Below are 21,792 nucleotides of genomic sequence, written 5' to 3'. Positions count from 1 at the left end.
GGCCTTGCTGACTGGGCCGACAGTAGGGCGGCCGTGAAAGCGGCGTCAAGCCGATCCGGCCCGGATCACGTCCGGGGCCTGGCCGTCGCCTTCCGCCCGTCCCGGCAGCGGTCCGAGCAATAGCGCACCTCGTCCCAGACCTTCGCCCATTTCTTCCGCCAGACGAAGGGGCGGCCGCAGGTGGCGCAGGTCTTCTGTGGCAGGTCGGCCTTTTTCTGCATCCGCGCCATGGTCAGAGGTCCAGCGACAACTGGCCCGCCGGCTCGGGGCGGCGACGGCGCGGCGGGCTGCGGTCGTTGACGAAGCGCGGGTCGGCGCGGCTGGCATGGCGGGTGACGATGGCGGCGATCTCGGCGCGGTCGCTGGTGCGGCGCAGGCCGAAGATCGCCTCGCGCGCGGCCCGCTGCGCGGCGGCGGGGTCCACGATGGGCGCCGGGTAACGGTGGCCGAGCAGGGTGCCCGCGCCCTCCCAGGCCCAGGGGGTCTGCAGGAAGGCATCCGGCACCCCTGCCAGTTCCGGCACCCAGGCCCGGGTGAAGGCGCCGGTCGGATCCTGGTCCAGCCCCTGTTTCACCGGGTTGTAGATCCGCGGCGTGTTGATCCCGGTCGTGCCCGACTGCATCTGCACCTGCGGCCAGTGGATGCCCGGTTCGTAATCGGTGAAGCGGCGGGCGAGGATCGCACCCGTCGCCCGCCAGTCGAGCCACAGGTGGTAGGAGGCCGCCGCCATGACCATGCTGCGCATGCGGAAGTTCAGCCAGCCCGTCGCCCGCAGATAGCGGATGCAGGCGTCGAGGAAGGGCAGACCCGTCTCGCCCGCCTCCCAGGCGGCCACCCGCGCGGCGTCGGGGTCGCGCGGGCGCAGGGTCTCGGCGGCGCGGTGCAGGCAGCGGGTCTCGATCTCAGGCTCGTCCTCCAGCTTCTGGACGAAATGGTCGCGCCAGGCCAGCCGCGACTGGAAACTGGCCAGCGCCCCGCCCCAGCGCCCGCCCGGCCGTTCCGCCTGCCGGATGGCGGTGGCCTGCACCACCTCGCGGATCGAGAGCGTGCCGAAGGCGAAGTGGGGCGAAAGCCGCGAACAGGCCCGCTCGGCCGTGAGCGGCGAGGACATCGCGGTGCGGTAGGGCTCGCCCCGCCGGGAGAGGAAGCTGTCAAGCAGGTCCAGCCCCCGCGTCCGCCCGCCGAGCTGGCGATGCGGGCAGGGGTCCGGCGCCAGTTTCAGCGCGCGGGCAGTTGGGATGGGGCCGGGCTCCACCCCCTCGATCGCGCGCAGGGCGGGGGCGGGCAGGGCGGGGGGGGCCATGAAGGCGTCGCGGCCCGCCGACCAGGCATCGCGCGAGGCAAGCCTGCGCACCACGCCCGATTGCGGCAGTTCCACCCACTCGATTCCCGCCCCCCGCGCCCAGGCCGCCACCCGCCGGTCGCGGGCAAAGGTCCAGAGGTTCCCCGTCTCCTCATGACTGACGATCCGGGCAATCCGGTGGCGGCGGCAGAGGCCCGCCAGCACTTCGACTGCATCGCCCGTGCGCACCACCAGGCGCGCCCCGGCCCCGGCAAGGGCGGCGCGCAGATCGGCCAGGCTTTCGGCCAGGAATTCCCACTGCCGGGCCGAGGCGTCGGGTTGCATCCAGAGTTCCGGCTCGACGACATAGACCGGCAGAACCGGCCCCAGCCCCGCCGCCAGCGACAACGCGGGATGGTCATGGATGCGCAGGTCGCGCTTGAACCAGACGAGAACATTCATGGAACATAGATGTAGCGGCGCGCCGGGATTCGTAAAGCGGCAAAAGACTGTTACCCGCCTCCCCCTTGCGTCCGGGACGTTTGGCCGTAGCTTGCAAGGGCAAAGGAGCCCTTCATGTCTGAGCAGAAGACCGTCTACCTGGCCGACTACCTTCCCTATTCCCATGTCGTCGACAGCGTGGACCTGACCTTCCGCCTGCATCCCACGGCGACCCGGGTGGTCGCCCGGCTGAGCCTCCACCAGAACCCCGCGCGCAAGGACCGCGACCACCTTCGCCTCGATGGCGAGGGGCTGAAACTCATTTCCTGCAAACTGGATGGCCAGGCCATCACCCCTGCGGTCGATGAACGGTCCCTGACCATCGCCGCGCACGAGCTGCCGGACGGCCCCTTCATCCTGGAAACCGAAGTCGAGATCGCACCAGAGTCGAACACTGCGCTGGAGGGGCTTTACATGTCGAAGGGCATGTATTGCACCCAGTGCGAGGCCGAGGGGTTCCGCAAGATCACCTATTACCCGGACCGCCCGGACGTTATGAGCCGCTTCAAGGTGCGGATCGAAAGCGACCTGCCGGTCCTGTTGTCGAACGGCAACCCCGTCGCCACCGGTGAAGGCTGGGCGGAGTGGGACGATCCCTGGCCGAAACCGGCCTATCTTTTCGCCCTGGTCGCCGGCGACCTGCGCGCCCATTCCGCGAAATTCGTCACCGCCTCGGGTCGCCCGGTCGATCTGAACATCTGGGTGCGCCCCGGCGACGAGGACCGCTGCGCCTATGCGATGGACAGCCTGATCCGCTCGATGCGCTGGGACGAACAGGTCTATGGGCGGGAATACGACCTCGACGTGTTCAACATCGTCGCCGTGGACGATTTCAACATGGGCGCGATGGAGAACAAGGGGCTGAACATCTTCAACTCGCGGTATGTCCTGGCCAGCCCGGAAACCGCCACCGACGACGACTATTACCGGATCGAGGCGATCATCGCCCACGAATACTTCCACAACTGGACCGGCAACCGCATCACCTGCCGCGACTGGTTCCAGCTGTGCCTCAAGGAAGGCCTCACCGTCTTCCGCGACCACCAGTTCTCGGCCGACATGCGGTCGGCCGCCGTGCGCCGGATCGAGGATGTGGTGACGCTCCGCAGCCGCCAGTTCCGCGAGGATGACGGGCCGCTTGCCCACCCCGTCCGCCCCGAAAGCTTTGTCGAGATCAACAACTTCTACACCGCCACGGTTTACGAGAAGGGCGCCGAGGTCATCGGCATGCTGAAATCGCTGGTCGGCGATGCCGGCTACAAGCGCGCGCTCGACCTCTACTTCGAGCGCCACGATGGCGATGCGGCGACGATCGAGGACTGGCTTAAGGTGTTCGAGGACGCCACCGGCCGCGACCTGTCGCAGTTCAAGCTTTGGTATTCCGAGGCCGGCACTCCCCGCCTGAAGGTCGAGGAAAGCTGGGACGACGGCGTCTATACCCTGACCTTCACCCAGAAGAACCCGCCCACGCCCGGTCAGCCCATCAAACACCCCAAGGTCATCCCGATCAAGGTGGGTCTCCTCAATCCGAACGGCGACGAGGTCGTGCCCACGATCATGCTGGAGATGACGCGGGCGAAGCAGTCCTTCCGCTTCGAGGGGCTTGCCGCGAAACCGGTTCCGTCGATCCTGCGCGGCTTTTCCGCGCCCGTGGTGCTGGACCGGAAGGCGCCCCCCGAGGAACGCGCCTTCCTGCTGGCCCATGACACCGACGCTTTCAACAAGTGGGAGGCAGGCCGCGCGCTTGCCAAGGAGGTCATGGCCGATATCGCGCTGAAGGGCGCGCCCGTCAGCCCGGCCTGGCTGGATGCCCTGGCGGCCGTGACCTTCGACGACACGCTGGATCCGGCCTTCCGCGCGCTCTGCCTGCGGCTTCCGGCCGAGGACGACATCGCCCAGACCATCCACGCCATGGGCCGCATCCCCGACCCGGCCAAGATCCACGCCGCCCGGCGCGAGATGGCCGGCGCCCTGGCGATTCGGCTTGGTGAAGGATTGTCACGCCTTTACAAGGATCTGGACGACAATGCGCCTTTCTCGCCCTCGGCCGCGCAGGCGGGACGGCGGGCGCTGAAGATCGCGGCTCTGGGCCTTTTGTCGCGGCGCGACGGCGGCAAGCTTGCCGCCTCGGCCTTCGCCCGCGCGCGCAGCATGACCGAGGAGGTCGGCGCGCTGTCGGCGCTACTGGAGGTGGGGCAGGGGCAGGCGGAACTGGTCAGCTTCGCCGCGCGCTGGGGCCGCGATGCGAATGTGATGGACAAATGGCATGCGCTTCAGATCGCTCATGCCGAACCCGCCGAGGCGGCTGCGGTGGCGGCGCGGCTGATCGGGGCGCCGGGCTTCGACTGGAAGAACCCCAACCGCTTCCGCACCGTCATCGGGGCGCTGGCCGCCAACCACGCGGGCTTCCATCACCGTTCGGGCGCGGGCTACCGGCTGGTCGCCGACTGGCTTCTGAAGCTCGATCCCCTGAACCCGCAGACGGCAGCCCGCGTCTCCACCGCCTTCGAGACCTGGCCGCGCTACGACGCGGCACGCCGCAAGCTGGCCCGGACCGAGCTGGAGCGGATCCTGGCCGCCCCCGACCTCAGCGGCGACCTGCGCGAGATGGCGGAACGGATGCTGGCGGCAGGCTGAGGCGCCCGGCGTGCCATAAAGTTGCCAATCTGTCCGGCTATGCAGCCTGCAATTGCGCAAGGGGACAAGCAATGTCGTATATCATCGCCATGCTGGTCCTGATGGCCGGCTGTTACTTCTGGATCATCAACGCCGGGGCCGTTTCCCATGCGATCCGCGAATGGACCCGATCGGTCCGGGACCCGGGCGCCCTGGCCCGGCGCTTCGGCCGTCCTCGCAAGTCTGGCGCCCACCCCGTGAGAGCGCCGGAATAACCGGACCTGACGGTCGCCTCCTCGGGGTTCGCCCCTCGGCGTTCAACTGGACAACTGGCTGCTATGCAGTCTTCGGTTGCACCTGCATCAGCCCCCGGACGCCGCGGAAGATGCCGCGCGCTCGGGGTCTCGCAGATCTGCGAAGCTGACGACGCAAGATGCGGTCTCGCGTGCCTGAACGTGCGGCTCCTGAAGATCGGCGGCGCCGAGAGTTTCCACCGCTTCGTCGGAGCCGGTCACCCGGCCTGGCAATAGGGCTGCGCCCGGGTCCAGGCCGCCATCGCCGACCGCTTCTCGTTCGACCGCAGCGGTGCCCAGTCGCGCCCGATGCCCCGATTGCCGCCACCGGCCACCAGACCGTCCCGGGCAACCTGCCTCGACATGATTTCGACCGCGCATTCGAGGTTCGCCTCGCCGTCCTTCAGCGCGCCCACCGAGGTCGCCTCGCAGCCGTAGTTCGCCGCCGACCGGGGCGAGATCTGCATCAGCCCGATCCAGCGCCCGCCGCCGCCCGACGCCTTCTCGTTCCACGTGCTTTCGTATTTCGCGACCGCCGACAGGAGGCCAGCCCAGAAGGCGCGGCGCTCTGGCACCGAGGCGGTTTCATATCCCGGGCACCACGTCTCGATATCGGCGGGCACCCGTTCGGACAGCATCTGATCCTTCGTCGAAAGGGCAAGCAGCGTCGATTCGGTCCATTCATCTCCTTCCGGATGATGGTCCCACTGCATCGGAGGCGCGACGAAAGCCATGGGTTCGACCGGTTCGGTCTTCACGCAACCCACCAGGGAAGCCGCTGCAAACAATCCGATAATTCCACGAACCAGCATGGTGACGTCACCCGAAAATCACTGCATTTCCCTTTTTTCGCCCCGATCCGCCGGCAGGTTGCGCGCAAGGCAGGCGCTCCCTGCCCGGAGGGCGAGTCGATGCTGGTTACACCGTCACTGCTGCATGTGAAAACCCGGACGGGTCGCAGTCGGCAAGAAGATGCCGTAGCGCTGCGGTCGCCGCTGCGATCCTCGGCGCCTATGCCGGACGGGCTGACGGCCGAGCAGGTGCTCTCCCGGCTTGACGCGCCGGTGCTGCGGATCGGCGCCGAACGCACGGAATGGGACTGCGTGCGCGACGACCACGCCGCGATGGCGGCGGCCGGGGAGTGGGTGGACCTTCTCGAGGCCCTGCGCTACACCGACCAGGAACGGGTGATGGCCTCCGGTGGGCATCGCGTGGCGCCGCTGATCAGCGAGGGCATGCGTGCCCGCCTGTCCGTCGCCATTGCCGCGCACAACTGGACCGCCGCGCGGGACGGGCTTGCGGCGCTTGAAAGCCTTTACGAGGGCAACAGGGACGACTACTGCGCTGCCCAGGTCCTTGCCCAGGCTCATATCGACCTGGCCCGGGCCCGGCGCATGTCCGTCCCGGAAGGCCAGATGTCCCGCGAGATCTGGGCCGAGTGTACCGCGCACTACGACCGCGCCGAGGCGCTGGTCACGGAGTTCGACCCGATCGAGGAGATGTCCCCTCTTCTGGCCGCGACCCGCTATGCGCTGCTGCCCGGGATCGAGGATGGCGGCTCGGTCTGCCGCGAATGGTATGAGGACTGGGTCGATCTTGACCCCGAGGATGCACAGGCCCACGCCGCGCATGCGGTGGACATGCTGCCGGGCAGGCATGGCTCGCTGGAGGGCTTCGAACGCGAGGCCCGCCGCGCCGTGCGGATGACGCAGGGCGTCACCGGCAAGGCGGCCTATGCCATCTACCACATCACCGCGGTCGATGTCCTGGGCGACCTCTCGCCGACGGTCGACCTTGAATACTTCTGCGAGGCGATCGCCGATTACCAGTCCGCGACCGGCTGCCAGCAGCGGGCCAACATCGCGGCGCATCTGTTGTCCAACCTTGCGATCGACTACCGCAAGGGCGGTGCCGAAACGGCGTGGCAGCTGACCAAGGTTCGCGCCGCGCTGTCGGACGTGCTCTGGAACAGGCTGCGCGAGGTGCAGATGGATTGCTGGACGAAGGGGCCCGAAAGCCTGGTCTTCGCCATGGCCGAGGTCTTCGGCCCGGCCCTGAAGCGTGGCGCACGCATCGTGCGGCGTGGCGAGGGTCTGGGCACCCTGGTCCGGCGCACCTGACGCATCCTCTTGCCCTGCCGCCCCGCGCGGCCTAAACCGGCCGGCAAGACCGCAGCCGGAGGCGACCCATGCTTGACCTGACCTATACCGCGCCCGCGCCCAAGGTGATCGCCGGGGCCAGGCACGACTGGGAACTGGTGATCGGCATGGAGATCCATGCCCAGGTGTCCTCGAATGCCAAGCTGTTCTCCGGCGCCTCCACCGCCTTCGGGGCGGAGCCCAATTCCAATGTCTCCTTCGTCGATGCGGCGATGCCGGGGATGTTGCCCGTCATCAACGAATTCTGCGTCGAACAGGCGGTGCGCACCGGGCTTGGGCTGAAGGCGCAGATCAATCTCGTCTCGGCCTTCGACCGCAAGAACTATTTCTACCCCGACCTGCCGCAGGGCTACCAGATCAGCCAGCTCTACCACCCGATCGTCGGCGAGGGCGAGGTGATCGTCGAGATGGGCCCCGGCATCGCCCGCCGGGTGCGGATCGAACGCATCCATCTGGAACAGGACGCGGGCAAGTCGATCCACGACATGGACCCGAACCTTTCCTTCGTCGATTTCAACCGCACCGGTGTCGCGCTGATGGAGATCGTCAGCCGCCCGGATATCCGGGGGCCGGAGGAAGCGGCGGCCTATGTCACCAAGCTGCGCCAGATCCTGCGGTATCTTGGCACCTGCGACGGCAACATGCAGAACGGCAACCTGCGCGCGGACGTGAACGTCAGCGTCTGCCGCCCGGGCGCATACGAGAAGTATCAGGAGACGCAGGATTTCAGCCATCTCGGCACCCGCTGCGAGATCAAGAACATGAACTCGATGCGCTTCATCCAGCAGGCGATCGAGTACGAGGCCCGGCGTCAGATCGCCATCCTGGAGGACGGCGGAGAGGTCGTGCAGGAAACCCGGCTCTATGACCCCGACAGGGGCGAGACACGCTCGATGCGGTCGAAGGAAGAGGCGCACGACTACCGCTATTTCCCCGACCCCGACCTCTTGCCTCTGGAGATCGAGCAGGCCTGGGTGGATGACATCAAGGCGCGGATGCCGGAACTGCCGGACGCCAAGAAGGCGCGCTTCATGGCGGATTACGGGCTGACCGACTACGACGCCAATGTGCTGACGGCCGAACTCGACGCGGCGAACTATTTCGACGCGGTGGCCAGGGGCCGCGACGGCAAGATGGCGGCGAACTGGGTCATCAACGAACTGTTCGGCCGGCTGAAGAAGGAAGGCCACGACATCACCGAAAGCCCGGTCTCGGCCGCCCAGCTGGGCGGGATCATCGACCTGATCGCCGCCGGCACGATCAGCGGCAAGATTGCCAAGGACCTGTTCGAGATCGTCTATACCGAAGGCGGCGACCCGGCAGAGATCGTGGAAACCCGAGGGATGAAGCAGGTCACCGACACCGGCGCAATCGAGGCGGCGGTGGACCAGATCATCGCCGCGAACCCCGAGCAGGTCGAGAAAGCCAAGGCAAATCCGAAGCTCGCCGGCTGGTTCACCGGCCAGGTCATCAAGGCAACCGGCGGCAAGGCCAATCCGGCGACGGTCAATGCCATGGTGGCGGCCAAGCTGGGTCTCTGACCTCCGGCTGTGGCCGATCTGGCGCGCTTCTGCCGGAAAAACTCGGCGTGATTTGCGGCAAGCCGCAGAATCTCCTATGTCTTCCTGCGGACAGGGACGGGAGAGACCCGATGCAGCGTTTCGAGTTCAAGGTCATTCCGGCACCCAGGCGAGGCGAAAAGGCGCGCGGGGTCAAGACCACCGAGGATCGCTTTGCCCTGGCTCTTACCAACCTGATGAACGAACTTGGCGCCGAGGGGTGGGATTACGTCCGCGCGGACACCTTGCCTTGCGACGAAAGGGTCGGGCTGACCGGCACCAAGACAACGTTCCAGAATGTTCTGGTTTTCCGTCGGATCCTTTCTGGCGCGTCTGCCGGCACGGCGTCGTCCGGTGGCCGACTGCTCTTGCAGGATCCGGTGCCTGCTGCACCCAGACTTGGCCCGGCCGAGACACCGGCACTCGGCAGGGCCCCGGCCGTCGGACCGGCGAAACCTGACCTCGCCGCCGAGTGATCAGGTAGCGTCCTGCAGCGCGGCGGGAAGTGCTTCTTCAAGAATATCAAGCGCCGGGTCCTCACCGAGACTGATCCTTATGCAGCGGTCCAGCGGCGCGACACCGGGCATCCTGATGAACACGCCCCGCATGGCCAGCGCCTCCAGCACCCTGCGGGCGTGGTTTCCGTCCCGTCCGCAGTCGATGGTCACGAAGTTGGTGGCCGAGGGCAGGGGGCGCAACCCGTTCTTCTCGGCAATGGCCGCCAGCCGGGCGCGGGCGGCCAGGGTTCGGGCCTGAACGCTGCGCAGCCAGTCCTGGTCCGCCAGCGCCGCCAGCGCCCCGGCCTGGGAGATGCGGCCCATGCCGAAATGATCGCGCACCTTGTCGAAGGCCAGCGCCAGGTCCGGGTTGGTGATCGCATAGCCGACACGGGCGCCTGCCAGCCCGTAGCCCTTGGAAAAGGTGCGCATCCGGATGACCTGCGGATGGTCGGCCGGGATGTCGGGCACCGTGCCCGGCGGCGCAAGGTCGGCATAGGCCTCGTCAAGGATCAGGAGCGTCTGCTCCGGCAGGTTCGCCACCATGTCCTCGATTACCGCCGCCGGATGATGGCTGCCCATCGGGTTGTCCGGATTGGCCAGGTAGATCAGCCGCGCACCCGTCGATGCCGCCGCGGCCAGCAGAGCCTCCGGGTCTTCGTGATCGCCGCGGTAGGGCACGCGGGTCAGGGCGCCACCATAGCCTGCGACGTGGAAGTTGAAGGTCGGATAGGCCCCCAGGCTGGTGACAACCGGCGTCCCCGGTTCCAGGACCAGCCGGCAGACCAGGCCCAGAAGCCCGTCAATCCCCGGCCCGACGGCGATGTGGCTTGGCGTTACCCGGTTATGCGCGGCAAGCGCCTGTTTCAGATCGTGATTTTCCGGATCGCCATACATCCAGGCGTCCTCGGCCACCGCCTTCATCGCGGCGATGGCCCGGGGGGAGGGGCCGAACAGGCTTTCGTTCGCCCCAAGCCGGGCGCGGAAGGGGATGCCGGTCCTGCGCTCCAGCGCCTCGGGGCCGGTGAAGGGAACGGTGGAGGGAAGGGCGGCGGCATGGTGGGTCAGGAAACGGCTCATGGCCGGGAGGCTGGCACGGGCCGGGGGCGACACGCAAGCCTCAGCGCAGGAACCTGCGGCGCGATTCCTCGGCAATGGCCTGCAACATCTCCAGCCGTGCCAGTTCGGCCATCGCGGCCTTGCGCTCGGCTTCGTCGGTCAGGGCCTGGAGCCGCTCCCGCTGGGCGGCGACCTGTTTCTTCAGGGTGATCTCCTCGGGCAGGACCCCCGCCTGCGCCATGATGCGGAACCCCACCGCATCTCCGGGAGAGACAAAGGCATCGCCCGGCCGGTCGGGCAGCGGCTTGCCTTCGCCCTCAAGCCCCTGCAACTGCCCCTTCAGACGGGCCTTCTGGATCTGCCGTTCCGCAAGACGCGAGAGCCAGGACATCGCAACGCCTCCCAGCCCGACTGTGACCGGTTCCACCGGCAGGAGCAAGGTCTCAGTCTGCCGGGCCGTAGTTCACCGTCAGCGTGTAATCGGTCAACTCGGGCGTCCTGCCCAGCTTGGCCAGCGCTTCTGTCGAGGGCGCAAGACCGACGAGTCCGAAGGTTTGTCCCGCGGCTGCGGAAAGATCCGCAGCATCCTCGCAGCGGTTGCAGAGCGTGATGTCCTGAACTGCCCCATCGTGCATGACGGCAAGATGGACCCGGATCATCCCCTCCCAGACGCAATCCACCCCGGTCGGGCAGCGCTGATCCTCGACCTCGGTCAGGGTCAGCGTGATGTCGGTCCCCGGAACCCTCGTCGGCTCGCCGCCGGGAAGGCGCAACTGCGGAAAGACCTCCGGTGTCAAGGCGCCGGAGGATGAGGCAAGGCTGGAAAAGGCAAGGATGGCGAGGGCAAGGCGCATGGGTGGATCCTTTCCGGGGTTGGCATCGTTGTGACGCATCGGCCCCGGAAAGGCTTGGGTCCGACTTCCTTACCCCAGATCGGCCAGGCGGGCCAACGCTTCGCGGATCTTCTGTGCCTCGTCCTGCCGCGCCTCGAGGTTCGAGGTCGCCTCCATCACCACGTCCTCTGGGGCCGACTTGACGAAGTTCGGGTTCTCCAGCCGGCCCTTGAGGCCGCCGATCTCCTTCATCAGCTTGTCCAGCGCCTTTTGCAGGCGGGATTTCTCCTCGGCGATGTCGATCAGACCCTCCAGCGGGATCGCGAAGGCCGCGCCTTCGGCTGCCACGGCGATGCTGCCCTTGGGGGCCGCGCCTTCGGTGACATTGTCCACCCGGGCGAGGCGCTTGATGAGCGCCTCGTTCCTCTGGAAGGCCGCGCGGGCCTCGTCGGTCAGGCTGGTCGCCACCAGGTCGGCCTTCAGGCCCACGGGGACATGGACCTGCGCGCGGGCCGATCGGATGTCGTCGATGAGCTGGGTGACGAAGGTCATTTCGCGTTCCGCGTCGCGGTCGATCAGGCTGGCGGGAAGCTCCGGCCAGTCGGTGTGGACCAGGAGTTTCTCGCGTTTGCCGGTGGTGCCCCAGAGTTCCTCGGTGATGAAGGGCATGAAGGGGTGCAGCAGGATCATCGACTGGTCGAGGACCCAGGCCATGGTCTGGCGGGTTTCCTGCGCGTCGGGGCCGTCGAACAGGGGCTTGGCGAATTCGACATACCAGTCGCAGACCTTGCCCCAGACGAATTTGTACAGCGCATCCGCCGCCTGGTCGAAGCGGAAGTTCTCCAGCGCCTCGTTGACCTCGGCCAGAGCCCTGGCGGTTTCGCCGATGATCCACTTGTTCGCGGTGGCCTTGGGGCTGGGGGCGGGGCCGGTCGCGTGACCTTCCCAGACCCCGTTCATCTCGGCAAAGCGGCAGGCGTTCCAGAGCTTGGTGCCGAAGTTGCGGTAGCCCGCGATGCGCTGGGTGTCGAGCTTCAGCACGCCACCCAGCGAGGCCATTGCCGCATTGGCGAACCGCAGCGCATCGGCGCCGTATTCGTCGATGATCTCCAGGGGGTCGATGACGTTGCCCAAGGACTTCGACATCTTCTTGCCCTTGGCGTCGCGGACGAGGCCATGCAGGTAGACGGTGCGGAAGGGCACGTCGTTCACCACGGCCAACTGCATCATCATCATCCGGGCGACCCAGAAGAAGAGGATGTCCTGCCCGGTCACGAGGACCGAGGTGGGGAAGTATTTCTTCAGTTCCGGCGTGGGTTCCGGCCAGCCGAGCGTGCCGATCGGCCAGAGGCCGGAGGAGAACCAGGTGTCCAGCACATCCTCGTCGCGCCAGATCGGGTAGACCAGCCTGGTCGCGTCCTGCTCTACCTCGTAAGCCGCAAGCGAGGCGGCAAGGGCCTCTACCGCCGCCGCGCGGTCGGCGACTTCCACGATGCGCGCATGGTTCAGCGGATGGGGCAGGGTGGCCAGACTGTCGCGGAAGCGTTCCGTCACCGACCCGACATCGGCCGCGCAATGGTAAATCGCCTCGCGCTGGACATATCCGCCGTCGCCGAGGACGCGGAGGATTTCCACCTCGTCCAGCGCCTCATCGCCCTCGTCGTCGCGGAAGCCGGGGGCGGACAAGTCAAGGCCATACCACACCGGGATCTGATGCCCCCACCACAGCTGGCGGCTGATGCACCAGGGCTCGATGTTTTCCAGCCAGTGATAATAGGTCTTCTCGCCCGAGGGCGGGATGATCTTCGTCCGGCCCGTCCGCACCGCGTCGAGCGCGGGGCCGACAATCTTGGCGGTATCGACGAACCACTGGTCGGTCAGCATCGGCTCGATCACCACCTTCGAGCGGTCGCCGAAGGGCTGCATGATCGGCTTCGCTTCGACATACGGCACCCGCTCCAGGTGCTCGGCGCCGGTTTCCTTGTCGACGGATTTCTTCAGGTGAGTGACCGCCAGCCCCTCGGCCGTGATCTGCTCGACCACGCGCTTGCGGGCCTCGTACCGGTCCAGCCCGCGCAATTCGTCGGGGACGAGGTTCAGGGCGTCGATCTCGGTCTCGGTCAGCTCGAAGGGCTGTTCGGCGATGCCGGGGGTGGCGTAGCCCTTGGCCACCAGCCAGGCTCGGGACATGCGGCCCGCGATCTCGGCGGCTTCGGCGTAGGGCAGGCCGTCGTCGCGCATCCGGGCGCGGGTGTCCATCAGGCGATAGCAGGGGATGCCCGCGCGCTTGGCCACGCCATAGTCGTTGAAATCATGCGCCCCGGTGATCTTCACCGCGCCCGAGCCGAAATTGGGGTCGGGGTATTCGTCGGCGATGATCGGGATCAGGCGGCGGTGCTCTTTCGGTCCCACCGGAATTTCGCAGAGTTTCCCGACAATTGGCGCGTAACGTTCATCCGATGGATGAACCGCGACCGCGCCGTCGCCCAGCATCGTCTCGGGCCGGGTGGTGGCGATGCTGATATAGTCGCGCTCTTCCTCGAAGGTGACGTTCCCCTCTGCATCCTTCTCGCGGTAGATGTAGGTCTCTCCGCCCGCGAGCGGATACTTGAAATGCCACATGTGGCCGGGGACCTCGATGTTCTCGACCTCGAGGTCCGAGATGGCCGTCTCGAAATGCGGATCCCAGTTCACCAGCCGCTTGCCGCGGTAGATCAGGCCCTTGTTGTAGAGATCGACGAAGACCTTGATGACGGCATCGTGGAAGTTGCCTTCCTCGCCCGCCGGTGCGCCGGGGGCGCCGGACATGGTGAAGGCTTCGCGGTCCCAGTCGCAGGAAGCGCCCAGCCGCTGCAACTGGCCGATGATCGTCCCGCGCGACTTTCTCTTCTGTTCCCAGACCCTTGCGGTGAATTTCTCGCGCCCCATGGTGCGGCGGTCGGGTTCCTGGTTCAGCGCCATCTCCCGCTCGGTCACCATCTGGGTCGCGATCCCGGCATGATCCGTCCCCGGCTGCCAGAGCGTGTCGTCGCCCTGCATCCGGTGCCAGCGCGTCAGGATGTCCTGCAGCGTGTTGTTGAAGGCATGGCCCATGTGAAGGCTGCCGGTAACGTTCGGCGGCGGGATCATGACGGAAAAGGTGGGGCGCCCCGGCCTGGCATTGGCGCCGGCGCGGAAGGCCCTGGCGTCGAGCCAGAGCTTCGAGATGCGGGCTTCGGCCTCGGCGGCGTTGAAGGTCTTTTCCATCGGCATGTGGCTCATCCCCTTGTCCGCGCGGGTTCTAGCGTGACCCGCGCCGGAGGGAAAGTCAGAAGGGCGGCAGACCCTGAAGCGCGCGGACAAGGCACCAGCCGACCAGCGCGGTGAAGCCGGCCGCCGTGGCCCAGACTGCGGTGCGGTTGCCGGTCAGCCCGGCCAGCGGAACCGCGTGCATCGCGTGGGTGGCCAGGAAATGCGGCAGGCGCAGGTCCCCGACCTCGGCCGACCAGCCGAAGAAGGGAAAGCGCGCGCCGGTCACCGGCGTGCCGACGAGGTGGCCGGGGTTGTTCGCCAGCGTTCCCGCGGCCGGGACGGTCAGCACGAAGGTCAGGATCAGACCCAGCGCGATCGACAGGTGCAGCGCATCCTGCCGCTCGCGCCAGAACAGCAGCCCCATCGCCAGCGACAGCGAGGTCAGGATGACGGCGGCGAGCCCCATCAGAGGGTAAAGCGCCGAACCGAAGCCCGTCGTGTTGAAATGCGAGGCCGTCCCCAGCGCCGCCGCGCCGTCGATCCAGAGAAGCTCGGCCAGGGTGCAGGCAGTGACGAGCCCGAGGTAGAGACGCCAGCGGCGCGAGGCGAGGCTGCCCGCGGGCAAGAGCATCCCGAAGAGCGCCAGCGTGCCGGTATAGACCACCAGCGCAAGGTGGAACTTCAGCGGCTTCAGCCAGATGTCGTCGCCTTGGAACAGCCGGCCGTCCAGCCCGGAGGCCACCATCAGGGGCAGCGCGGTCAGCGCGACGAACCAGGTCAGACGCAGGAGCAGGGGGTCGGGCCGCGACAGGACGGCAAGGCGAGGGGCGGTGAGGGTGGCGGTCATGGCAGGACCTTTCGGACAAGGGTGAAACGCAGGATCGCGAAGGCCAGCAGGCCCGCGGGACCGAAGAGGAAGGTCAGGACAAGGCAGGGGACCAGCGCCCAGTGCGGGATGCCCTCGGCCCGGGCGGTGCGGACCTCCCAGGCGCCGAGGAAGAGGTCGAAGGCCAGGTAATGCAGCCAGCCCGCCAGCGCGATCTGGGGGTGGGTGAAAAGCCGCATCACCTCGGGCAGCGACCCGAAGCCGCCCGGCGCCTGCCACCAGAAGGCCAGGACCAGCCCGGCATAGGCGAGCGACAACAGAAGCGGGATTGCCGCCCCGGCCACGGCGTGCGCGGCCCGGGGTGCCAGCGGGCTGGCAAGCAGCGCCAGCCAGCCCAGGAGGGCGAGGGGATTGGCGATCTGGAACAAGGCGTCGGGGGTCATTGCAGCCTCGCATCTTTACAGTGTCAGGATTAGCCGCCGCGCGGCGGAGCGTCAAGAAAAATCTTTACGATGGAAAGATTGGGCGTTACGCCTTGGGCATGGCGGAAAGACCCTATCACCACGGCGATCTGCGGGCGGCCCTGCTGACGGCGGCCGAGGAGGAGTTGACCGAGAAGGGCGTCGAGGGGTTTTCCCTGCGCTCGGTGGCCAAGCGGGCCGGGGTCAGCCATGCCGCCCCGGCGCATCATTTCGGCGACACGGTCGGCCTTCTGACGGCGCTGGCCACGGAAGGGTTCACCCGGTTCCAGGATACGCTGGATGCGCGCGAGGTGGGGGCGACGGACGATCGTGACCGGGCGGTCCGGGCGGGGCTCGGCTATCTGGAGTTCGCGCTGGCCCGACCGGCGCTGTTCCGGCTGATCTTCTCCTCGGCCCGGCCCGATTTTGCCGCGCCCGATCTGCTTGCCGCTGCGAACCGGGCCTACGACCACCTTGTCGGACTGGTCGCCACGCTGGGCGGAGGAGAGACCGACGTGATCGCGCTCTGGGCCACCAGCCACGGTATTGCCGATCTCTCTGCCGGCCAGAAGATGCGAACCTTGCAGGGAAAATCGCCCGAGGAGCGTGAGGCGATGATCCGCGCCGTGCTCTCGCGCTGCCTGCCCGCGTCAGACGGGTAACCCCGAATCGGGCTTGGGTTGCGCCATCACGATCTGGCTTTGCACCCGGGCGACAGCAGGGTTCGGCAACAGGCGGTGGTGGATCAGGTCGTTCAGTGCGGCCAGGTCGGTGCACCAGACCCGCAGGAGGTAGTCGGCCTCGCCGGTCAGGGTCCAGCAGGCCGTGACCTCGGGCAGGGTGGCGATCAGGCGCAGGAAGGCGGCAGCGGTCTCGGGGGCATGGTCGGCCATCTGCACGCTGACGAAGGCCTGCACCGCCAGCCCCAGCCGCTCGGGCGACAGCCGGGCGCTGTAGCCGGCGATCACGCCCTCGGCCTCCAGCCGCGCGCGGCGGCGGGCGGCCTGGCTTGCCGACAGGTTCAGCCGCGCGCCCAGGTCCTCGGCGGTGATCCGGGCATCGGCCTGCACAGCGGCGAGAAGGCGGGAATCGGTTTCGTCCAGCATGCGATACTTTCGCGCGAAACGTTCATATTGCGACAGGATCGCGCATGTTCACACGATTTCAAGCCGAAAGATGCGCGCCATCGGCGCCGGATCCGTGCCAGATTATGCGCATAACCCCCTGACCGGAGGCAGCCATGGGTCCCTTTCCGCACACCGCCCCCCGCGCCGTGATCTCGGCCGAGAACCCCGCCGGGACCGATGGCTTCGAATTCGTCGAATTCGCCCATCCGAACCCGGACGAGTTGCGTTCGCTGTTCGCGAAGATGGGCTACAGCCTGACGGCCCGCCACCGGACCAAGGCGGTGGAGCTCTGGCAGCAGGGCGACATCACCTACATCCTGAACGACGAGCCCGGCAGCCATGCCCGCCGCTTCGTCGATGAGCACGGCCCCTGCGCGCCGGCGATGGGCTGGCGGGTGGCGGATGCGGCGCATGCCTTCAACCATGCCGTGAAGAACGGCGCGGAACCCTTTGAAGGACCGCAGAAAACCCTGGACCTTCCGGCGATCGTCGGCATCGGCGGCTCGCTGATCTATTTCACCGACCGCTACGGCGATGCGAACCCCTACGACGCCGAGTTCGACTGGATCGGACCCCCGAAGCCGAAGGGGGTGGGCTTCCACTACCTCGACCACCTGACCCACAATGTCCATCGCGGCAACATGGACACCTGGTTCGACTTCTACGGCCGGCTGTTCAACTTCCGCCAGATCCGGTTTTTCGACATCGAGGGCAAATATACCGGTCTCCACTCCCGCGCGCTGACCAGCCCCTGCGGCCGCATCCGCATCCCGATCAACGAGGATCGCGGCGAGACCGGACAGATCGTGGAATATCTCAAGCGCTACAAGGGCGAGGGGATCCAGCACATCGCGGTCGGCACCGACGACATCTATGCCTCGACCGATGCCATCGCCGAGGCGGGGCTGAAGTTCATGCCGAAGCCGCCGGTGGCCTATTACGAGCTGTCGAAATCCCGCGTCGCGGGGCATGAGGAGCCGATCGAGAAGCTGGCGAAGCACGGCATCCTGATCGACGGCGAGGGGGTCGTGGACGGGGGCGAGACGAAGATCCTGTTGCAGATCTTCTCGAAGACCGTGATCGGACCGATCTTCTTCGAGTTCATCCAGCGCAAGGGCGACGAGGGGTTCGGCGAAGGAAACTTCCGCGCGCTCTTCGAATCGATCGAGCAGGACCAGATCGACCGGGGTGTCCTGAAGGCGTCCTGAGGTTCATTCGTCGAAACGCGAGACCGCCACCACCACGGCCTGCGCCGCCTGCCGGGCGCCGTCCGGTCCGGCCAGGATGCGCAGGCGCGAGGCATCGCCGACCTCGGGTTTGCGGCCGACGGCTTCCAGCGCCATGCTGCGATGTCCGGGCGTCACTTCCTCGCAGGCGGCCTTGCGCCACAGCGCGTGCGAAAAGGGGCTGGTGACCGCATAGGTGACACCCGGCCCCGAGATGTCGCCCGCCTTGACGCGCCCCGATGTCTCCAGCGCCTTGATGCTTTCTGCGATGATCTCGGCCGAGTCCTGGAAGGTCAGATCCTCAAGTGCCCGATAGACCGGATCGGTCCTGCCCGCGTTCAGGCACTGGCGGGCCATGAACACCCAGTCATGCACGATATAGGCCGGGCCATAGTTCCAGGGGGTGAAGCCGCGGAAGGCACGGGCCAGACCCGGCACCGAGCCGCCGTCCGTGTACATCATCGGCGGCGTGATGGTCTTTCCGGCAGTTTCGCCCTCTGGTCGGGTGAAGGTCAGAGGTCGGTTCGGAGTCGGCACATAGATGAAGGTGCCGTCGCCCAGCGATGCGGTGCCGCGCAGCCAGACAACCGCGACTTCTCCTGAGAATGTGCCTTCGTCGATGGTGCCGTAGTTCACGCTGGCACAGGCCGCCAGCATCGCCGAAAGGGTCAGGGCAGGGATGAGTCGCATGGTCGGCCTCAGGGGCTGCGCCGCGACAGTCTGCCACGATCCGCGACCTCTGTCGCGGCGTTCATCCGCGCGCGGCGATATGCGCGGCCAGCCGTTCGGCGTCGGTCCAGGCGCCCCAGATGAAGGCGGACCCCCGGCAGGACAGCCAGGGCAGGCCGATGAAGTAGAGCCCGGGCACCTCGGTCACGCCGTCCTGGTGGCGCGGGCGGCCGTCGGGGCGGAAGATGTCGAGATCGATCCAGCCGAAATCCAGCCGGAAGCCGGTGGCCCAGATCACGGTCGAGATGCCGGCGGATTTCAGATCCAGGGCGAGGATCGGATTGGTCACGCAGTCGGGCAGGGGCCCGAGCTGCCGCGCCTGAGGTTCCTCGGGCAGGTCGAGGCCATGGGCTGCGGCATAGGCGTCGGCCTCGTCGAGCACCGAAAGGTAGTTGCGGTCCCCGGCCTCCATGTTGGCTTGCAGGTCGTCGGCCAGCTGCAGGACGCCGTCGGTGCAGGCGCCGGCCCGGCCGAGGAGCGTGACGCCGAGGCCCGCCAGGCGGCGGAAGTCCATCGTGTGCCCGCCATAGGCGCCCGAGACGGCGATGGTGATGTGTTCGGTTCCCGGCGTGGGCGCCTTCATGTCCCACTTGCCGAGCTTGCCCAGCCACCAGACGAAATCCTGCCCCCGGTAGCGGCGCGGCGGGCGGTCGTGCGGGCCGACCGAGAGATACACCCGCCGCCCCGCGCGCACCAGTTCCTCGGCGATCTGCGCGCCCGAGGATCCGGCGCCGACCACCAGCACTGCGCCCTCTGGCAGCGCGCCGGGGTTGCGGTAGCTGTTGGAATGGAGCTGGGTGATCCCGGGGTCGGAGATCGCGGTCGGGATGACCGGCACCTGGAACGGGCCGGTCGCGACGATGACGTTCCGCGCCTCGACCGGGCCAGCCGAGGTGGTGGCGCGGAAGCCGTCGCCGCTGCGTTCCAGCCGGGTCACTTCCACCCCCGTGCGGACCGGCAGGGCGCGGTCGCGGGCGAAACGTTCGAAATAGTCGGCGACCGCCTCCTTTGGGGCGAAGGCCTCGGGGTCGATCCCTTCGAACTCGGCTTCGGGGAAGCGGTCGTGCCAGGCGGGGCCGTTCGCGACCAGGCTGTCCCAGCGCCAGCTGCGCCAGCGTTCGGCGATGCGGTCGCGTTCGAGGACGAGGTGGGGGATGCCGTGCTTCTGCAAGTGGGCCGACGCAGCAACCCCCGCCTGGCCGCCGCCTATGACCAGCGTGTGGACGGTTTCGGTCATGCGCAAGCCCCTTTCCCCAGGGTTAAGCTTCCGTAAACGTCCGCGAGCATGTTCTTGATTCCCATGTGACTTTTGGAAATGTCCACCGTGGACAGACCGGACCTATTCATCTCCCGGCACCCCGTAGGAGGGGGCAAGGGTCGGATCCTCGGCGCGCTGGACGTAGGCCGCCATCTGCGGCGCATAGACATCCCAGGCCGCGCGCAGCATGCCGATGGGGTTGTCTGCCCAGTCGATCCGCAAGTCCACCACCGGCCAAGACAACCGGTCGGCGACCTTCAGCCCGGCCGAATGGACCGGCCCGGCCTCGCCCCCGGCGGCAAGCCCGGCCTCGAGCGCCCGCATCAGCCGTTCCCCCAGATGCCCCGTCGCCCCGGTGAAGGCCTCGACCATAGCCATGGGCACCAGCTCACCCGCCAGCAGGTTTCCCCCGGCGGCGCAATCGGTGGCGCGGGCCTCGCCCCAGAGGCCCAGCACCTGGCGACCGGAATGGATGGCCGTCCGGCCCGCGGCATCGACCACCAGAAGCTGGCGATAGTCTATATGCGGGCGGCCGTCCGCGACGGCGGCCAGCGCCTCGGCGGCGGAAAGCCCGGCCTCGAGCTGGTCGAGCATGAGCGGCCCGAGCGCCGGGTCGGTGATGTTCTGGCTGGCGACCGCGCCGACGCCGGCCCGGACATGGGTGCAGCGCGCCGCGACGGCGGGGGAGGACGAGGAGATGGCCATGCCGAACTGCCCGGTCCGGGCGCAGCGGGCGACGATGGAGAAGGTCATGCGCCGCCCTTCACTCTTCGTCCGGGATGACGGCGGTGCCGTCGATCTCCACGAGCCAGGAGGGGCGCGCGAGCGCGGTAACGACGACCCCGGTCGAGACCGGATGCACGCCCCTGATGTATTCGCCCATGGTGCGATAGACCGCCTCGCGGTGGCGGACGTCGGTGAGGTAGACGACGATCTTGCAGAGATGCTCCATCCGGCCGCCGACCTCTTCCAGCAGCTGGCGGATGTTCTGCATCACCTTGTGGGTCTGTTCGACCGGGTCATGGCTGCCGATGTCCTTCGCGGTGTCCAGGTCCTGAGGGCACTGGCCGCGCAGGAACACGATCCGGCCGCGCGCCACCACGGCCTGGGCGAGGTCGTTGTCGAGCTTCTGTTCGGGGTAGGTGTCGCGGGTGTTGAACTTGCGGTGGCGAAAGTGGGTCATCGTCGGGTCCTGCTGGCCTTGGCGGCGGGTGAATCGAGCGCGTTCCGCGCGAGCCTTCGTCTCGCCTCTGTGCCTGCGGCACAACCGGCTCGGACGTGCCTCCGGCGGGGATATTTGCGGACAGATGAAACCAGGACGCCCGCCGTGGCAAGGGCCATGGCGGGCTCATGCTGTCCGGTGTCGGGTCGGATCAGCCCTCGACGTCGAGGCCGGCCTTGGGGCGGGGATCGCTGGGCAGGGCGCCGGTGGCGAGATAGAGCGCCTGTTCGGCGATGGTCGTGGCGTGGTCTCCGGCGCGTTCGATGTTCTTGGCGATGAAATGCAGGTGCATCGACGGTCCGATGTTGGCCGGGCTTTCCATCATGTAGGTGAAGAGCGAGCGGAACAGGGTGTTGTACATCTGGTCGATATCGAGATCGCGCTTGCGCACCGAGGCGGCAAGGTCCGCATCCTTCGTCACCAGCGCGCGGGTGGCCTCGTCCAGAAGGCGGACGACGAGCGCGCACATGCGGCGGATCGTGCCGGCGTGGCCTTCCACGGGGGCGGACGGCGGCAGGACGCGGGTGCGCTTGGCCACGTTCTTGGCATAGTCGCCGACCCGTTCCAGGCTGTGGGCGGCCCGCATCACCGCGAGGAGGCGGCGCAGGTCAACGGCGGTCGGCGCGCGGCGGGCGATGATGCTGGCGGCCTCCATCTGGATGAACTCTTCCAGCTCGTCGATGGCGGCGTCGGCGGCGATCACCTTGTCGGCGGCGGCGAGGTCATGGGTCTCGAGCGCCCTGGCGGCCTCGGTCAGCGCGGTTTCGGCCAGGCCGGACAGGCGGATGAAATGGGCCTGCAGGGCCTCGAGATCCCGGTCGAAGGCCGAGAGGATGTGCTGGTCGCTTTCGGTCATCGTCGGGCTCCTTAGCCGATGCGGCCGGTGATGTAGGATTCGGTCCGGGGGTCTTTC

General features: G+C 67.6%; 21 protein-coding genes. 6 read left to right on the top strand and 15 right to left on the bottom strand.

Annotated features, from left to right (window positions below; all coding sequences use genetic code 11):
* Positions 1 to 65: 65 nt before the first annotated feature.
* Together FL625_RS12540 and FL625_RS12535 are read right to left on the bottom strand one after the other, a co-directional pair.
* Positions 66 to 230 carry a DUF2256 domain-containing protein gene (locus tag FL625_RS12540; RefSeq protein ID WP_149589025.1) on the bottom strand — a complete coding sequence of 55 codons (165 nt, stop codon included), beginning with the start codon at positions 228 to 230 and terminating at the stop codon, positions 66 to 68.
* Positions 231 to 232: 2 nt separating this feature from the next.
* A complete protein-coding gene (locus tag FL625_RS12535; protein WP_149589024.1) occupies positions 233 to 1,744 on the bottom strand; it encodes an FAD-binding domain-containing protein in 1,512 nt (503 codons plus the stop codon).
* 114 nt (positions 1,745 to 1,858) lie between these two features.
* Between FL625_RS12535 and pepN the strand changes: the two genes are divergently transcribed.
* Positions 1,859 to 4,420 carry an aminopeptidase N gene (gene pepN / locus FL625_RS12530; RefSeq protein WP_149589023.1) on the top strand — a complete coding sequence of 854 codons (2,562 nt, stop codon included), beginning with the start codon at positions 1,859 to 1,861 and terminating at the stop codon, positions 4,418 to 4,420.
* A 490-nt stretch (positions 4,421 to 4,910) separates the two neighbouring features.
* On the opposite strand, the gene FL625_RS12525 is transcribed toward pepN, so the two are convergent.
* The gene (locus FL625_RS12525; protein ID WP_149589022.1) at positions 4,911 to 5,504 is read right to left on the bottom strand and encodes a transglycosylase SLT domain-containing protein; all 594 of its coding nucleotides are present in this window, start codon (positions 5,502 to 5,504) and stop codon (positions 4,911 to 4,913) included.
* Positions 5,505 to 5,705: 201 nt separating this feature from the next.
* Here FL625_RS12525 and FL625_RS12520 point away from each other — a divergent pair, with 201 nt between their 5' ends.
* The 3 genes from FL625_RS12520 to FL625_RS12510 all read left to right on the top strand — a co-directional run bounded on the left by FL625_RS12520 (position 5,706) and on the right by FL625_RS12510 (position 8,886).
* A complete protein-coding gene (locus FL625_RS12520) occupies positions 5,706 to 6,812 on the top strand; it encodes a hypothetical protein (protein WP_149589021.1) in 1,107 nt (368 codons plus the stop codon).
* 68 nt (positions 6,813 to 6,880) lie between these two features.
* On the top strand, positions 6,881 to 8,392 hold the full coding sequence (gene gatB / locus FL625_RS12515; protein WP_149589020.1) for an Asp-tRNA(Asn)/Glu-tRNA(Gln) amidotransferase subunit GatB: 1,512 nt from the start codon (positions 6,881 to 6,883) through the stop codon (positions 8,390 to 8,392).
* A 110-nt stretch (positions 8,393 to 8,502) separates the two neighbouring features.
* Complete coding sequence (locus tag FL625_RS12510; protein ID WP_149589019.1) at positions 8,503 to 8,886, top strand: DUF4177 domain-containing protein; 384 nt, start codon at positions 8,503 to 8,505, stop codon at positions 8,884 to 8,886.
* Here the strand turns inward: FL625_RS12510 and FL625_RS12505 are convergent, their stop codons facing one another.
* From FL625_RS12505 to FL625_RS12480, 6 genes are all read right to left on the bottom strand, one after another.
* The gene (locus tag FL625_RS12505; protein WP_149589018.1) at positions 8,887 to 9,987 is read right to left on the bottom strand and encodes a pyridoxal phosphate-dependent aminotransferase; all 1,101 of its coding nucleotides are present in this window, start codon (positions 9,985 to 9,987) and stop codon (positions 8,887 to 8,889) included.
* A gap of 40 nt (positions 9,988 to 10,027) precedes the next feature.
* Positions 10,028 to 10,357, bottom strand: coding sequence for a DnaJ family domain-containing protein (locus FL625_RS12500; protein WP_149589017.1), 330 nt, complete (start codon positions 10,355 to 10,357; stop codon positions 10,028 to 10,030).
* Between the two features lie 52 nt (positions 10,358 to 10,409).
* A complete protein-coding gene (locus FL625_RS12495; protein WP_149589016.1) occupies positions 10,410 to 10,820 on the bottom strand; it encodes a hypothetical protein in 411 nt (136 codons plus the stop codon).
* A 69-nt stretch (positions 10,821 to 10,889) separates the two neighbouring features.
* The gene (locus tag FL625_RS12490; protein ID WP_149589092.1) at positions 10,890 to 14,051 is read right to left on the bottom strand and encodes a valine--tRNA ligase; all 3,162 of its coding nucleotides are present in this window, start codon (positions 14,049 to 14,051) and stop codon (positions 10,890 to 10,892) included.
* 55 nt (positions 14,052 to 14,106) lie between these two features.
* Positions 14,107 to 14,877 carry a hypothetical protein gene (locus tag FL625_RS12485; RefSeq protein ID WP_149589015.1) on the bottom strand — a complete coding sequence of 257 codons (771 nt, stop codon included), beginning with the start codon at positions 14,875 to 14,877 and terminating at the stop codon, positions 14,107 to 14,109.
* Complete coding sequence (locus FL625_RS12480; protein WP_149589014.1) at positions 14,874 to 15,299, bottom strand: ABA4-like family protein; 426 nt, start codon at positions 15,297 to 15,299, stop codon at positions 14,874 to 14,876. Before FL625_RS12480 ends, FL625_RS12485 begins: the two co-directional genes overlap by 4 nt.
* Before the next feature lie 98 nt (positions 15,300 to 15,397).
* Here FL625_RS12480 and FL625_RS12475 point away from each other — a divergent pair, with 98 nt between their 5' ends.
* The gene (locus tag FL625_RS12475; protein ID WP_149589013.1) at positions 15,398 to 15,979 is read left to right on the top strand and encodes a TetR/AcrR family transcriptional regulator; all 582 of its coding nucleotides are present in this window, start codon (positions 15,398 to 15,400) and stop codon (positions 15,977 to 15,979) included.
* Here FL625_RS12475 and FL625_RS12470 read toward each other — a convergent pair.
* Complete coding sequence (locus FL625_RS12470; protein WP_149589012.1) at positions 15,968 to 16,423, bottom strand: Lrp/AsnC family transcriptional regulator; 456 nt, start codon at positions 16,421 to 16,423, stop codon at positions 15,968 to 15,970. The genes FL625_RS12475 and FL625_RS12470 overlap by 12 nt on opposite strands.
* Positions 16,424 to 16,557: 134 nt before the next feature.
* Between FL625_RS12470 and hppD the strand changes: the two genes are divergently transcribed.
* Positions 16,558 to 17,652 (top strand): 4-hydroxyphenylpyruvate dioxygenase, encoded by a 1,095-nt coding sequence (hppD, locus tag FL625_RS12465; RefSeq protein WP_149589011.1) that lies wholly within the window; start codon positions 16,558 to 16,560, stop codon positions 17,650 to 17,652.
* Positions 17,653 to 17,655: 3 nt separating this feature from the next.
* On the opposite strand, the gene FL625_RS12460 is transcribed toward hppD, so the two are convergent.
* The 5 genes from FL625_RS12460 to phoU all read right to left on the bottom strand — a co-directional run bounded on the left by FL625_RS12460 (position 17,656) and on the right by phoU (position 21,735).
* The gene (locus FL625_RS12460; protein ID WP_149589010.1) at positions 17,656 to 18,360 is read right to left on the bottom strand and encodes a hypothetical protein; all 705 of its coding nucleotides are present in this window, start codon (positions 18,358 to 18,360) and stop codon (positions 17,656 to 17,658) included.
* 61 nt (positions 18,361 to 18,421) lie between these two features.
* Positions 18,422 to 19,636 carry a flavin-containing monooxygenase gene (locus tag FL625_RS12455; protein ID WP_149589009.1) on the bottom strand — a complete coding sequence of 405 codons (1,215 nt, stop codon included), beginning with the start codon at positions 19,634 to 19,636 and terminating at the stop codon, positions 18,422 to 18,424.
* Positions 19,637 to 19,738: 102 nt separating this feature from the next.
* Positions 19,739 to 20,410, bottom strand: a complete 672-nt coding sequence (locus FL625_RS12450; protein ID WP_149589008.1) for a DUF1028 domain-containing protein — start codon at positions 20,408 to 20,410, stop codon at positions 19,739 to 19,741.
* A gap of 10 nt (positions 20,411 to 20,420) precedes the next feature.
* Positions 20,421 to 20,840 carry a RidA family protein gene (locus tag FL625_RS12445; protein ID WP_149589007.1) on the bottom strand — a complete coding sequence of 140 codons (420 nt, stop codon included), beginning with the start codon at positions 20,838 to 20,840 and terminating at the stop codon, positions 20,421 to 20,423.
* Between the two features lie 190 nt (positions 20,841 to 21,030).
* On the bottom strand, positions 21,031 to 21,735 hold the full coding sequence (gene phoU, locus FL625_RS12440) for a phosphate signaling complex protein PhoU (RefSeq protein ID WP_149589006.1): 705 nt from the start codon (positions 21,733 to 21,735) through the stop codon (positions 21,031 to 21,033).
* Positions 21,736 to 21,792: the final 57 nt, after the last annotated feature.

The sequence above is a fragment of the Tabrizicola flagellatus genome (assembly GCF_008271465.1).
GTDB classification, from domain to species: Bacteria; Pseudomonadota; Alphaproteobacteria; order Rhodobacterales; family Rhodobacteraceae; genus Tabrizicola; species Tabrizicola flagellata.
This window is presented reverse-complemented; position numbering and strand designations above follow the sequence as displayed.